General features: G+C 39.2%; 10 protein-coding genes. 5 read left to right on the top strand and 5 right to left on the bottom strand.

Annotated features, from left to right (window positions below; genetic code table 11):
* Positions 1 to 137: 137 nt before the first annotated feature.
* Both JWR87_RS13725 and JWR87_RS13720 read right to left on the bottom strand, forming a co-directional pair.
* Positions 138 to 563, bottom strand: coding sequence for a hypothetical protein (locus JWR87_RS13725; RefSeq protein WP_297821034.1), 426 nt, complete (start codon positions 561 to 563; stop codon positions 138 to 140).
* A 21-nt stretch (positions 564 to 584) separates the two neighbouring features.
* Positions 585 to 1,313 carry an FAD-dependent oxidoreductase gene (locus JWR87_RS13720; RefSeq protein WP_297821032.1) on the bottom strand — a complete coding sequence of 243 codons (729 nt, stop codon included), beginning with the start codon at positions 1,311 to 1,313 and terminating at the stop codon, positions 585 to 587.
* Between the two features lie 267 nt (positions 1,314 to 1,580).
* Between JWR87_RS13720 and mfd the strand changes: the two genes are divergently transcribed.
* Positions 1,581 to 4,919: a transcription-repair coupling factor gene (gene mfd / locus JWR87_RS13715; protein WP_297821030.1), complete on the top strand. Its 3,339-nt coding sequence runs from the start codon at positions 1,581 to 1,583 to the stop codon at positions 4,917 to 4,919.
* Positions 4,920 to 5,477: 558 nt separating this feature from the next.
* Here mfd and JWR87_RS13710 read toward each other — a convergent pair.
* Positions 5,478 to 6,056, bottom strand: a complete 579-nt coding sequence (locus JWR87_RS13710) for an outer membrane beta-barrel protein (RefSeq protein ID WP_297821028.1) — start codon at positions 6,054 to 6,056, stop codon at positions 5,478 to 5,480.
* A gap of 259 nt (positions 6,057 to 6,315) precedes the next feature.
* Here JWR87_RS13710 and JWR87_RS13705 point away from each other — a divergent pair, with 259 nt between their 5' ends.
* From JWR87_RS13705 to JWR87_RS13690, 4 genes are all read left to right on the top strand, one after another.
* A complete protein-coding gene (locus tag JWR87_RS13705) occupies positions 6,316 to 6,933 on the top strand; it encodes a TetR/AcrR family transcriptional regulator (RefSeq protein WP_297821026.1) in 618 nt (205 codons plus the stop codon).
* A gap of 1 nt (position 6,934) precedes the next feature.
* Positions 6,935 to 8,323 carry a TolC family protein gene (locus JWR87_RS13700; protein ID WP_297821024.1) on the top strand — a complete coding sequence of 463 codons (1,389 nt, stop codon included), beginning with the start codon at positions 6,935 to 6,937 and terminating at the stop codon, positions 8,321 to 8,323.
* 32 nt (positions 8,324 to 8,355) lie between these two features.
* Positions 8,356 to 9,552: an efflux RND transporter periplasmic adaptor subunit gene (locus JWR87_RS13695; protein ID WP_297821022.1), complete on the top strand. Its 1,197-nt coding sequence runs from the start codon at positions 8,356 to 8,358 to the stop codon at positions 9,550 to 9,552.
* Between the two features lie 177 nt (positions 9,553 to 9,729).
* The gene (locus JWR87_RS13690; protein WP_297821020.1) at positions 9,730 to 13,299 is read left to right on the top strand and encodes an efflux RND transporter permease subunit; all 3,570 of its coding nucleotides are present in this window, start codon (positions 9,730 to 9,732) and stop codon (positions 13,297 to 13,299) included.
* A 221-nt stretch (positions 13,300 to 13,520) separates the two neighbouring features.
* Here the strand turns inward: JWR87_RS13690 and JWR87_RS13685 are convergent, their stop codons facing one another.
* Positions 13,521 to 13,901, bottom strand: a complete 381-nt coding sequence (locus tag JWR87_RS13685) for a hypothetical protein (RefSeq protein WP_297821018.1) — start codon at positions 13,899 to 13,901, stop codon at positions 13,521 to 13,523.
* 36 nt (positions 13,902 to 13,937) lie between these two features.
* A complete protein-coding gene (locus JWR87_RS13680) occupies positions 13,938 to 15,050 on the bottom strand; it encodes an FAD-dependent oxidoreductase (RefSeq protein ID WP_297821016.1) in 1,113 nt (370 codons plus the stop codon).
* Between the last annotated feature and the right edge of the window lie 94 nt (positions 15,051 to 15,144).

Here is a 15,144-nt window from a genome sequence, read left to right as displayed (position 1 = left end):
AAGCAACGCTTCGGACTTTTTATTTAAGTACCAGCATCTGTTTTTATAGCAACATCGTTGCGTCGCAATCCTTTCATCTGGGTTGCAAAAAGGAACAATTTGCACGTACGAATAATCTTAAAAATATCTAAGTCATCTCAGTTATCAGACTGTACCAATTTCTGTTCTTTAAAAAGATGCGATGAAGCTTTCCTCCTTTTTTTTCCTTTATAGCTTTTGCGTACGGGTTCTACCAGCGCGAAAAGGTTGGCAATTGCTAAAATGAAATAACTTATTCCAATTGCAGTAACCGTATAATAAAGAAATGGATGCGCCTTGTCTCTGAAACTTGCCGCAGCATAAATAATAGTAACTGACTCTAACAAATTAATTGCCACATCTCCCCTTATAAATTTTTCGGCAATCCATTTATGGGCCCCTGCAACTATTAAAAACACAATAGCCAATGCAAGGAAATAAGTAGCGGACGCAAAATCGCCTAATTCAAAAGCATCAAATCCGTAGGCCAACGTAATAATGCCTGCAATTAAATGTGCTAACTGTTGTAGTTTTTCTTTTTTCATAACCAACCCATCATTTAAATCCTATCCATATAGCTCAAGGTGAATATCTTTTTTATCATAACCTAAAGCAAGTATTCTTTCCTTCGCTTCATCTATCATATTCTTCCAACCGCACAAATAAAAGTATGCGGGAGGTTTATTATCGGAAACGATCCCTTCATAAACAGAATGAACATACCCTTTCAGCATTGATTTATTTTCTTCCGGCTCACGCGAAAAGGTGGGCAAATAAAAATACCCGTCAATATCCTGTTCAAGCTCTTTTAATTCTTTATAATACAAGCAATCTTTGAAAAAGCGTGTACCAAAAATTAAATAAACGTTTTTATGCGGAATTTTATTACGCTTCATATTATGAAGCATACTTCGGTAAGGCGCCACCCCCGTACCGGTGCAAATAAGAAAAAGGTCCCTATCAATAGTTTGAGGTAAAACAAAAACACCTTGTGGACCTCTTAGAAGCAATTCTGAACCTTCCTTTACTTCATTAAATATGTAGGTAGTTCCCGCACCTCCTTCCAAAAATACAATTACCAATTCTAATACATTGGTTCCATCCGGCCATGATGCGATAGAATAGCTTCGCCATCTTTTATTCTTTTTTTCGTGAATGGGAAGGTCAAGGGTTACAAACTGTCCGGGGATAAAATTGAAAGTCTCTATTTCAGGAATTTGTATCCAAAACCGGCGGGTCAGAGGATTTTCCTCTTTTATCTGAATTACAACTCCGGTCCTCCAGGGTTCAAGCATGTTTTTTTTACAAAGTACACAATAAGCAGTTAAAAAAATTAGGATCCCTTTGTAACAATTCAGCATCGCTGTCTATACGGCCAAGCTAGTAGCCAATCTTAACAATAACTCTTAGAATAATTCTCAACCCCCGTATCTATCTTTGCCCACCTTAATAAATAACTACTGTTATACTATTAAGGTATTCAAGAGCGAATGAACCTGCAGCATTTAACAGACAAATTTCAAAGTAACCCCCGCCTTTTTCAGATAGCGGACAAAATTACTTTGTCTCAACCTCAGCATCTTTATCTTAAAAACCTCCATGGCAGCAGTCCTGAATTTACAGTTTCTGCTATTTTTAACCATACATCTACCGAAGGCTTAAACCACCTGGTCATTTTAAATGACTCTGAGGAAGCTGCCTACTTTCATAACACACTTGAAAGCCTTACCAGCGCTTTAGACCTTTTTTATTTTCCGTCTTCATTCAAAAACAGGAAGAATTTCAAGTTACTTAATAGCAGTCATGTAATGCTTCGTGCAGAAGCTTTGATGCGGCTTTCAAATGGCGGAAATAAGAAATTGATCGTAACACACCCCGAAGCATTGTTTGAAAAAGTGGTTCTTCCTAAAACGCTTTCGGGTAATATCATCCAACTTAAAACAAACGATACAATTAATCTTGATGGATTACTGGAGTTGTTTGTGATGTATGGATTTGAGCGAACAGATTTCGTTTACGAACCCGGGCAATTTGCGCTTCGTGGTGGCATTCTTGATATTTACTCTTTCGGCAATGAAAAGCCTTATCGTGTTGAGCTATTTGGAAACGATGTTGATAGCATCCGAATCTTTGATCCTGAAACGCAGTTGAGTGAAAGAAAGCTGATGCAGGTAAGCATTATTCCAAATGTTGATACCCAATTTGACAGCGGCGATAAAGTGTCGTTGTTAGAATTTCTTCCAGAGAATACAGTCGTTTGGATACAGGATTGGCAATTTGCTAAAGAACGAATAATTACCCAGGAAGAAGACCTTGAGTTTTTTCTTAAGCTTCAGCAAGAAAATCAGGGTAAAAAACACCAGGTTGAAGAAGATGATGATACCCTTCTAAAAGATGTAAAACATGCAGACTTTGTAAGGGCTGATGTTATTGAACGACAACTCGGATCAAGACATATAATCGAATTCGACAGGAGCAACTATTTTAAAGGATTAGAGATTGAGTTTAATACCAAAGAACAACCCGCATTTAACAGGCAATTTGACCTTCTAATAAAAGACCTAAAACAATGGGAAAGCAAAGGTTTTGAATTGTTCATTTTCGCGGACAATCCCAAACAGCTTGAAAGGCTTCACAGCATTTTTGAAGACCTGAAAGCTGAAATCACTTTTACTCCTCTTGCAAATAATATACATCGCGGCTTTATCGACGAAGACCTGAAAGTGGTTTGTTATACAGATCACCAGGTATTTCAGCGGTATCACAAATACAAGGTAAAACAGGCTTATAACAAGAACAAAGCCCTTACGCTTCGTACACTTCGTGAGTTACAACCAGGAGATTATGTAACTCATATCGATCACGGGGTTGGTACTTATAGTGGATTGCAAAAAATACAAGTAAATGGTCGATTACAGGAAGCTGTTCGAATTATTTATAAGGATAATGACATTCTTTATGTAAACATCAATTCGCTTCATAAAATAAGTAAGTATACAGGTAAGGAAGGAAGTATACCAAAGGTTAATAAAATCGGCAGCGATACCTGGCAAAAGCTGAAGGAAAAAACCAAGACGAAGGTTAAGGAAATTGCTTTTGATCTCATACAATTATATGCCGAAAGAAAAGCACAGCAAGGCTTTCAATTTAGTCCTGACAATTATATGCAGACCGAGCTGGAGGCTTCTTTCATTTATGAAGATACTCCTGACCAGAGCAAGGCTACAGCAGATGTAAAGAAAGACATGGAAAGTCCCTCACCAATGGATCGACTGGTTTGCGGAGATGTAGGTTTCGGTAAAACCGAAGTGGCTATTCGTGCTGCATTCAAAGCGGTAGTCGATGGTAAGCAAGCGGCCATACTTGTGCCTACAACAATTCTTGCCTTTCAACATTATAAAACTTTTCAGGATCGTTTAAAAGATTTCCCGGTAACTGTTGATTTTGTAAACCGGTTCAAATCTTCTAAAGAGAAAAAAGAAACCTTACAGAAATTACAGGAAGGAAAAGTAGATATCATCATTGGCACCCATTCTATCCTGGGTAAGGAAGTAAAGTTCAAAGACCTGGGCCTGATGGTAATTGACGAAGAGCAAAAGTTCGGCGTAGGTGCAAAGGAAAAGTTGAAAACGCTAAAAACAAATGTTGATTGCTTAACCTTAACCGCAACGCCCATTCCCCGTACCCTGCAGTTTAGCTTAATGGGGGCAAGGGATTTAAGTATTATTAATACGCCACCGCCCAATCGTCAGCCCATCCAAACCGAGGTTCTTGTTTTTAACGAAGACGCTATTCGTGACTCTATTTATTACGAAACCGAAAGAGGTGGACAGGTCTTCTTTATTCACAACCGGGTTCACGGTCTGCATGAAATGGCCGGCCTAATTCAAGGTCTCTGCCCCGACCTAAGTATCGGTTATGCTCACGGACAGTTGGAAGGTCATGAACTCGAAGAGCGAATTCTGGATTTTATTGATAAGAAATATGATGTCCTGGTTTGTACCAACATTGTAGAAAGTGGTGTCGACATTCCTAACGTAAACACCATCATGATCAACAATGCACATCATTTTGGTTTAAGTGATTTGCACCAGTTACGTGGAAGAGTTGGCCGCAGCAATAAAAAAGCATTTTGTTATTTACTGGCTCCGCCTATGAGTACTTTGCCTAACGACAGTCGTAAACGTTTACAGACTTTAGAGCAACACAGCGAGTTGGGAAGCGGTTTCCAGATTGCGATGCGCGACCTTGATATTCGCGGAGCAGGTAATATGCTTGGAGGTGAACAAACCGGGTTTATGGCGGAAATAGGTTTCGAAATGTATCAAAAAATTTTAAATGAAGCCATCAGCGAACTAAAACGCAGCAAGTTTAAAGACTTGTTTAAAGAAGAGATCCAAAAGCAAGACAATTTTGTTTCAGATTGTACAATTGATACCGATCTTGAGATTTTAATTCCTGATCGTTATGTTGATAGCATAACCGAACGACTTTCTTTATATACCCGTTTAGATAATTGTGAAACGGACAAAGAACTGGAAGATTTCAAGGCTGAGATGTTAGACAGGTTTGGCCCGATACCTCAACCTGTTGACGATTTATTTACCACGGTTCGCTGCCGAAGAATGGGTGTGAACCTCGGCTTTGAAAAAATGTCTTTAAAGGATGATACGCTTCGGTGCTACTTTATCAACCGCCCCGACTCTCCATATTTCGAGTCAGAAACATTTAAAAATGTGTTAGCCTTTTTGCAAACCGGAACAAACAAGGCAAAACTAAAGCAGGCAGGTAAAATGTTTTTGTTAGTGGTTGAAGGCGTAAAAAAGATGGAAGAAATGCATCGTTTCTTAACCCGAATGCATAAGGAGGTTATAAAATCCGAAGAAGCTGTAGAAGTATAATTTTTTTGCGCAACGCTATTTCATCTACTGTGCTTTTCTACTAGAACATGTTTATTTTTTTTGTTACCGGCAGATGAAAATCTATTACACATCGTTGTGTCACACTCTTTGTACTGCAACAAAAAATCAGCAACTTCATTTTGTGTGGTTTCAAAGCCCCCGCGTTTGGGGTTACTCTTGCGCCCCCACACTTAAAATCGCTTTTTACCATTTTATCAATTACACCCTCGTTTCTCCATTTCAAATATGGCATCATTAGTTCTGTCGTAGAAATCCTTTTTATTCGGCTTGCTGGTATCGCAGCATTTGTGCTGGTTATTATTACTACCATTCGTGCAAGTGAAGGAGTGCTCTATAAACATCCTTTTACCGTGAGACTAATTAAATAAACGAAATATAAACCCTTTTGACAGGGGCTTTAAAGCATAAACTACTCTTTTGTTGCAACGATTGTTTTAAAAAATACGACGATTTATTCCTGAGCCCACTCTATAAAGGTTATAGCATAAAAAAAGCCGGCTATACCGGCTTTTTAAAATCTTTTCGCTAAACACGGGCTTACTTAGACCTTGCAAAAGGAATATTATAAGCCAACCTTAGACCCAGGAATTTAGCGCTAACATCACTATTTGTTGCACCGGCAATTGCAGTTCCTTCTCTTGAAGCCATTGCTTCATAACGAACTGCAATATCAACTGCTTTACCAATTAAATACCCAACGTTTGCTGCGTAAGTAAACACGCCCGCACCTTCAAGTTTTGAAATCTTCGTTTGGGTAAAACCTACCTGAGGTTCAAAATACAACCCACCTGGTGTGTGAACCTGCAAACCTGCTTTAAAAGGAATAGCAGTAAATGTACCTCTGTCTGGATCCAGATCCGAAAGCTTAGAAGATCCGAAAGCCAGGTATCCAGCAGAAACAGTAAGGTCAAGCACAGAAGCTACTGGTAACGCCAGCTTTACGCTTCCACCTCCGCCAAATTTGTAACGGCTATCATTTTTAAAAGATCCGATAGGTAAAGCAGCTTCCGCACCTATGCTTAACTGTAATCCTCTTGAAGCCGGTGATTCCTGGGCAAATGTGTTTGCAGCCCCAACTAGTAACAACGCTACGAGTAAAAGTTTCGTTCTTTTCATAATCTATCTGTTTTTCTGTTATAGAAATAAGTATTTAAAGAACCATGCCAAATTTGTCAATCACATTGTACAACTATCGCATACATTCTACTAATGAACATTGAACAGCTTACATTTAAAATACATATATTAATAAGATTGTAGAAAATAATGGATGAATGGAGAAGAGCCTGGTGAGAAAGGACTAAATAAATAATTTAAATAACACTGTGGAAACTTGTATTGTGGAAAAAGTTTCCCTAGTTTTGCACTCTTTATTATGGAAGCAAGAGAGAGAATATTAGCTAAAGCGGATGAATTGTTTAACCGTTTTGGTTTCCGCAGGGTTACAATGGATGAGATTGCTTTGAAAACCGGGATGAGTAAAAAGACAATCTATCAATCGTTTGAAAACAAAGACCAGATAGTTAATGCGGTTGTTGAAGACCACATTAAGAAGAGCTGCGGAATTTGTGAGGCGCATTGTGCTAATGCTGAAAACGCTGTGCATGAAATCTTTTTAAATATGGAAACAATGCAGGAGTTGGTAGGAGAAATGAACCCCACTGTTTTTGAAGACCTTGAAAAATTTTTTCCTACCGTTTTTGTAAAACTGTATCAACACAAAAACGAATACCTCGCAAAAAAGGTTAAAGACAACTTAGTTGCGGGTATTAAAGAGGGCTTTTACAGGAAAGAGCTAAACATCGACATCATTACTAAACTAAGAATAGAAAATGTATTTCTGCCTTTCAGGCAAGAGGTTTTTCCTTTTGCAAAATTTAGTATGGTGGAAGTTCAAAAGGAAATACTAGAGCATTATCTCTATGGACTATGCACCCCGGAGGGACAGGAACTAATTAAGAAATACAAAAACAGTAGAACTAAAAGTAATTGACATGAGTAAACAAACGCTAAAGAAACTATCGTTTACCTTTTTGTTATTGCTGCTAATTACAAACGCTTTTTCGCAAAAGCGGTATGAATTATCAGTAAAAGAGGCCGTAGAACTGGCATTCAAAAATGTATCAGAGGTAAAAAATGCACAGATAGACTACGAGATTCAAGCTTCGCAAAATCAGGAAATAACCGGGCAGGCACTTCCGCAAATTTCTGGAAGCGGCTCTATTAACAGGTATTTAAAATTGCCACAAGTTCTTTTTCCGTCGTCGGAAGAAGGGATCTACAAGGTTTTAAAAGAAAACGGGTTGGTGTCTCCTACAACCAAAGCGCCACCTGCAACGTTCACGTCCTTCAGCTTTCAGCAACCATGGAATACAAGCATCGGAGCGTCTCTTTCACAATTGCTCTTTCAACCAGATGTGTTTGTAGGCTTAAAGGCAAGAAAAACAGCTTTAGGTCTATCGCAAGCGAATTTGGAATTGGTAAAGGAAAGAGTAAAAGACTCTGCCTACAGAAGGTACTACGCAATACTTATTGCACAAAGACAATCTGACTTTTTAAAAGGTGGAATTGAACGTCTTCAGAAGTTGTATCACGACGATTCTATAATGTTTGTAAACGGGTTTGCAGAAAGACTTGACCTGGACAAAGTACAAGTACAATTGATTAACCTTCAAACATCTCAAAGTGTTTTAGACAATTCAATAAAGCTCGCTTACGCTGCGCTTAAATATTCTATCGGTATCGGTCAAAATGATACTGTTTTTCTGAAAGAAGGATTAACAAATGAAGATATAAAGCAAAATGCCCTAGACGATAATTTAAAATATGAAGATAGGAAAGAGATTCAGGCAATAGCCTATTCGCGCAGGCTGCAGGAGCTGGATGTAAAAAGGTATAAGTTGGGGTATTTGCCTACCGTGTCAGCAATAGGCGGCTATACCATTTCAGGTATGGGACAGCAGTTTATTACCAATAGTAATTTCATTTGGTTTAAAAGTGCTTTAATTGGGTTAAACCTCAACATTCCCATTTTTGATGGATTTCAGCGCAAGTACAAAGTACAACAGGCGCAGTTAAACCTGCAGAAAGTAGATAACGGCATCGAGCATTTAAAACAGGTAATCGACTTGCAATACACCGCATCAAAAGAAAGCCTGAAAAACGCCTTGCTTAACCTGGATGCGCAGCAGCGCAACGTACAGCTTGCAGAAAGCGTGTATCAGACAACTAAAAAGAAGTTTGAATCGGGCATTGGTTCAAGCTTTGAAGTTTTGCAGGCCGACAATGATTGGCAAACTGCACAATCCAACTACTTCACTGGTTTATACAATGCAGTTATTGCTAAAATTTCTTACCAATCTGCTTTGGGTAAGCTTAACTAATAAAAATTCAAATCAATATCAAAACGTACTTTATGAAATTGCTTATAAAAGCTTCATTATTATCTGCCATGGTGCTCTTTATGGTATCGTGTGGTGGAAATAATAAAAACGCGGAACTAGACAAAAAGAAAGAAGCCCTTGAAAAACTTAAAAAGGACCAGGCTGAAAACACTGCTGAAATAAAAAAACTGGAACAGGAGTTGGCTATTTTGGACACAACTAATAAAAAGGCCGATAAAGCAAAACTGGTAATATTAGACACTGTAAAAGTTGAAAGCTTTACCCATTACATAGACTTGCAGGGAAAAGTTGACGCAGACAATATTTCTTATATAAGCCCTCGTGGTGCTGGTGGCCAGGTTAGAGCAGTTTATGTAAAAGAAGGGGAATTTGTAAGAAAAGGGCAATTGCTTTTAAAATTAGATGATGCTATTATCAGGCAAAATGTAGTTGCTGCAAGGCAAGGTTTGGCCGGCGTTAGAAACCAACTGGAGCTGGCGAAAAGTGTATACCAGCGGACAAAGAATTTGTGGGAGCAACGAATAGGAACTGAAATGCAGTTGTTACAAGCCAAAACAAATGTGGATGTGCTTGAGAACCAGATAAAAACACAACAGGAGAATATAAGAGTTGCTGAAGCACAATTAGCTACCACAAATGTGATTAGCAACGTTTCGGGTGTGGCAGACGAAGTAAATATACATGTTGGTGAAATGTTTACCGGAGCACCCACTGCCAGCATTAAGATTGTAAATACAACAAACCTTAAAGTTGTAACAGATGTGCCTGAAAATTATTTAAGCCGTGTTGCCAAAGGAACGCCTGTGCTTATATCAGTTCCTGACATCAACAAAACTTATAAATCTACAATCTCAATTATTAGTCAATCTATCAGCACAACCTCAAGGGGTTTTATAGCTGAGGCTAAAATACCGCAGGATAAAAGCCTGAAGCCAAACCTGACAGCTAATGTTAGAATTCAGGATTACACTACACCCAATGCCATCACCATTCCGGTAAATACATTGCAAACAGATGAGCAGGGAAAGTTTGTTTTGGTAGCTGTGAAAGAAGGAAATACAGTGGTTGCACGTAAAAGGCAGATCCAGGTAGGAGAATTATACGGAGACAGGCTTGAAGTAAAAGGTGGACTACAAACAGGTGACGTTATCATCACCGAAGGTTTTCAAAGTCTCTACGACGGACAATTGGTGACTACAGTTGCTTAGCCAAAGATAACCACAGTGTGAAACAAAATTGGCTGCACAAGTGTGCGACGCAACGATGTTGACAGAGGAGATCGGGCTGAGTACAAAAAAATAACTGGTAGTATAGAGGTAAGAGAAAATGGAATGTGACCAGGTTAAAGCGCCATATAAATATCTACAGGTTTAAAAACTAACACGATGAGTGCATTAGAAAATTTAAAAGAAAAGTTTAAGGAATTTGGACCGACCACCTGGTCGATAAAAAATAAAACATCTATTTACCTGCTGGTAATTTTTGTTTCGGTAATAGGTATTACCCAATTTGTTACGTTACCTAAAGAGCAGTTTCCTGACATTGTTATACCTACCATATATGTACAAACTATTTATGTAGGTAACTCGCCAAGGGATATAGAAAACTTGGTGACCCAGCCAATTGAAAAACAATTGAAAGGAATCACCGGCGCAAAAATCAATAAACTTACAAGTACTTCGTTGCAGGACTATTCGGCAATTGTTGTAGAATTTGGAACAGATGTGGAGAAGGATGTTGCACTTCAAAAGGTGAAAGATGCAGTAGATAAGGCAAAAACAGACCTACCTACAAACCTCACAGACCCACCGGCAGTGCAGGAAGTGAACCTTTCTGACATACCTATTATGTATGTAAACATTAGCGGCGACTATGATGTAATGCGGCTTAAAAGCTATGCGGATGATATGCAGGACCGACTGGAGGAATTACAGCAAATAACCCGTGTTGATATTGTTGGCGCTCCTGAACGTGAGTTTCAGATTAATGTCGACAACTACAAAATGCAGGCTTCTAATATCACTTTCGATGATATTGCAAATGCAGTTACCCGCGAAAATGCAGATATATCTGGCGGATTGCTGGCGGTTGGAAATATGAAGCGTACCCTGCAGGTAAAAGGGCAGTTTAAAAATGTGTACGATATACAGAAATTAATTGTCAGAAATACCTCTGGTTCGCCAATCTATCTAAAGGACATTGCTGAAATAAGAGATACAGTAAAGGAAAGAGAGAGCTACGCCCGTTTAGATGGAAAGAACGTTGTTACGCTTAACATTATCAAAAGAGCAGGAGAAAACCTTATTGAAACTTCTGATAACGTTAAGAAGACGGTTGAAGAAATGAAAGGAACCATACTGCCCAGAAACCTGGATGTGGTTATTACCAGTGACCAGAGTAAGGCAACAAGAACTTCGTTTAACGACCTGGTTAACTCAATCGTTATTGGTTTTGTTCTGGTGTTAATTATCCTGATGTTTTTTATGGGCGTCACTAACGCCTTCTTTGTAGCGCTTTCGGTACCGCTAAGTATGTTCGTTGCGTTTTTGTTTTTGCCTATGGCAGAAATGATCACCGGCTCTAATGTTACCCTTAATTTCATTGTGCTGTTTGCATTGTTATTTGGGTTGGGAATTATAGTAGATGATGCAATTGTGGTAATTGAAAATACACACCGGATATTTGTTGAAGGTAAAGGACGTTTAACATCGAACATGGCGGCACGTATTGCAGCCGGCGAAGTTTTTATACCTGTACTGGCCGGTACGGCAACAACACTTGCTCCATTTTTTCCCCTGCTGTTCTGGCCCGGCATTATCGGTAAGTTTATGATTTACCTGCCAACCATGCTGATCTTTACTTTATCGGCGTCCCTGGTAGTAGCATTCATCATGAACCCTGTGTTTGCAGTCGACTTTATGAACCATCCCGAAGGTGATACAAGGCCGGCTAAAAAAGCTGTTTTTAAAAGCCCTGCTTTTCTAGGCTTGCTTGGTGTCGGTATACTGCTCGATATTTTTGGTTTTAACTTTGGCGGAAACCTGCTTATATTATTTGCCCTTTTAATTATTCTGAACACTTATGTTATAGACAATCTTATTCATAAATTTCAGAACAATGCCCTGCCGTGGATCATGGGCCATTATGAGGATTTGTTACGATGGGCTTTAAAAGGATGGCGACCGGTTCACCTGTTGCTCGGTACGTTTGGATTATTTATTATCTCTATTGTGCTTTTCGGATTAAGAAAAGTTCCGGTAGTGTTTTTTCCTCAAGGCGACCCCAACTTTGTATATGTTTATCTAAAATTACCTGTCGGTACCAGCGTAGATTATACCGACTCGGTTACCCGCCAACTTGAAACGAAGATTAATCATGTACTCGGTAATGAGAATGGCAAAAGGAACCCTATTGTCGAGAGCGTGATTTCGAACGTTGCCATAGGCGCTTCCGATCCAAGTAGCGGCGACAGAAGTACCCGACCCGAACTTGGCCGTGTACAGGTGTCTTTTGTGGAGTTTGAAAAACGCGAGGGCCATTCTTCTGCTCCATACCTTGACTCTATCCGGGCGGCTATGAAAGGATTACCCGGAGCTACTATTTCTGTTGCAAAGGAAGCAAGCGGACCGCCTACAGAACCACCCATAAATATTGAAGTTTCAAGTGAAAATTTCGATCACCTTACAAAAACAGCCGTTGATCTTAAAAACTTTCTCGACAACCAGCAAATTGCAGGTGTAGAAGAGCTGAAGCTTGACGTGGACTTAACTAACCCCGAAATCTCACTGAGTATCGACCGGGAAAAAGCAATGATTGAAGGTGTTTCGACGGCGCAAATCGGAATGGCTATACGTACAGGACTATTCGGTCGCGAGGTTTCAAAAATCAAGGAGGGTGAAGAAGAATATAAAATCCAGTTACGCAACATCGACGTGCAACGTAACAACCTGCCCGATCTGCTAAACCAGCGGATTGTTTTTCGCGAAATGACAGGTGGTATAAAACAGATCCCTATTAGTTCTTTGGTTAATGTTGACTATACAAGTACTTATGGAAGTATAAAACGTAAAAACGCCAAAAGGGTAATTACACTTTATTCAAACGTGTTAAGCGAATACACCCCTACTGATGTAAATGCAAAGCTTACAAATGCTATCGCAAATTTTAAAAAGGTAAGTGACGATGTGACCATTTCTCAAACAGGTGAAGGAGCGCAACAGGCAGAAACAGGCGCTTTCCTTTCAAAAGCATTGCTGTTTGCATTAATGATCATTCTGTTTGTGTTGGTATTACAGTTCAACTCTATTAGCAAGCCTGTAATTATTCTTACTGAGATCTTGTTTAGTATTATCGGTGTGTTGCTTGGTTTTGCCATTAGCGGAATGACAGTTTCGGTAGTGATGACAGGGGTTGGTGTAATCGGCTTAGCAGGTATTGTTGTTAAGAATGGAATTCTTGTTATAGAGTTTGCAGATGAACTACGTGGTCGGGGAATGAAAACCAGGGAAGCTGTAGTTCAGGCAGGTAAAACACGTATTATTCCGGTTCTGTTAACTGCACTTGCTGCAATCCTAGCGCTGATACCACTGGCCGTTGGTTTCAATATCAATTTCGTAACCATGTTCTCCGAACTAAATCCTCACATTTTCTTTGGTGGAGCCAGTGCAAGTTTCTGGAAACCGTTAGCGTGGACAATTATTTACGGACTAACATTTGCCTTTTTTATGACTCTTGTAATTGTACCGTCAATGTATTTAATTGCTGAGCGCCTCAGGCGGCCAATGCGTAGACAATATGGTGGCACCTGGATAAGTATACTTGGCATTCCACCATTGACCCTCTTATTTATTCCGCTGATGCTAGTTACAATGGTTAGGCATAGAATGGAAGTTAGCCGCCGTTACAAAAGACTGCAGGGAAGGGCAAGCGAAACGTGGATTAGAAGCTGGTTTTAAAAAGTGGATTAGAAGCTGGTTTTAAAAATTAGTATAGTTATAAATTAAAAGCCGTTCTGCAATTACAGAACGGCTTTTTTATAGGCCTTATTTTGTAGCCAGCTTTATTGCTGCTATTAAACATTCTTGCGTCGCACTCTTGTACAATCAAATTTTTATTCAGCCTACAAAAATCAAAAATAATTCTGCCAAAAGAATAGATGCAGTCGGCGATTCTATTGTTACGATAACTCTTTCACTTTTTTCTCCTTTGGCTTTATTACCACGTAGTAATACCCAATAATTAAAAGACCAATCGAAAACGGGATAATGGTGTAAAACCGAAGGTTGTCATTTGTAGAATAAAACTCTGTAAGCATCCAATAAGCATTTGCAATAATCCAGAAATCTACAGCAAGGTTATGAAGCAGTTCACTTCTGATTTTTCGGGTTTGCCAGGTTATAAGCAAAGCAGCACCAATGGTTGGAACGATCATAATTAAAGCGAAGGGTTTCCACAGCATGGCCCAGCTTAAATCTTTTAGCAGCCAAAAAAGAATGTGAAGATTTTCAATTCTTCTAAATTTGGTTGGTATCGCATAAGTCTCTTCCCGGTTGCTCATAGCAATTTTATTTTACCAAAAATAGGGCTTGAGCTATCAATTCATTTTCCTTGCTAAAATTTTCTCAAATCGTTTTACATCAGCGTCAGGAGCAATTGGTTTTTTACTGGTCAGGAAGTCTGCAAACTGCTTAGCAAAAAATGGGGCAAGAGAGCATCCTTTTGTTCCCATACCATTCAAAATGCCCACATTACGTTGTTGGGGATGAAGCCCTACAAAAGGCCTTCTTTCCATATTTGCAGGCCGTACCGATGCTATGTGATCAACAATTTCAAAAGAGATTTTTAAAAAATAGGTAAGAAAATTTTTTACTTTATCTCTAAATGCTCCGGTAGGTAAAGTGTCAGTAAAATTCCAGTCATAAGTAGAACCGATCCAAAAAAGGTCATTTCTCCACGGAACAATAGTTAACCCCTGTTTATAAATATACTGTGTAGGAAGATCAGGAATTCTGGCAATAATGGCTTCCCCTTTATTAGGAGAATAAGGAAGATTTTTAAACAACGGATTATCTATTCCGCTAACCCCATCGCAAAAAATGATCTTGCCGGGGGAAAGTTTTTTGTAAAGGATTCGTCCATCACCAATTGATAATTCTTCCGACGAAAATGTTTCTTCAATCAGTGCATTTTGAAATTGCAACTGCTCTCGCCATTTTGTAAGTAATGCATCGATATCAATAAGTAAACAACGATTTATTTCACCAACACCAAAATGAAAATTGAAAGTCTGCTGCCAATGCAATTCGTTTGCCTTGTGTAAGTATTCCTTTTCTTCTTCCAGCCTTTTTTCAAATGCATCTTTCATTTGAAGACTTGGATGAAAGTCAAGCACACTGCATTCTTTCACCAGGCTTACACCTAGTTGCTTACCTAAAGCTGTATACTCCTGTAGGGCAAATGGCAGTAAATCTTCAATCATCCAGGTTCTTACTATCCGCCTTCCTGTTACCGGGTTGATAACGCCACTTGCTACTTTACTTGCCGAGAATGGCTTGTTATCATCTATTACAACAACGCTTTTACCTGCCTTAATCAAATAATGACTTAAGAAGGTACCGCAAATTCCCTGGCCAATTATCAGGAAGTCGGGCTCCGCCTCAGCTAAAGAGGGGCTAATTGAGGGGTTGATATTTAAACCTTCGCTCATTTAAAATAATTCTTTCTAAAAGTGCGTCTTTCGACGAATAATAATAATAATGTTGAAAAGTGCGACGCAACGATGTTTAATAGCAGCTATGTAG

The organism is Segetibacter sp. (genome assembly GCF_025963695.1).
Classification (GTDB): Bacteria; Bacteroidota; Bacteroidia; order Chitinophagales; family Chitinophagaceae; genus Segetibacter.
Note: the sequence above shows the minus strand (reverse complement) of the source record. Positions and strands in the feature narration are given on the sequence as shown.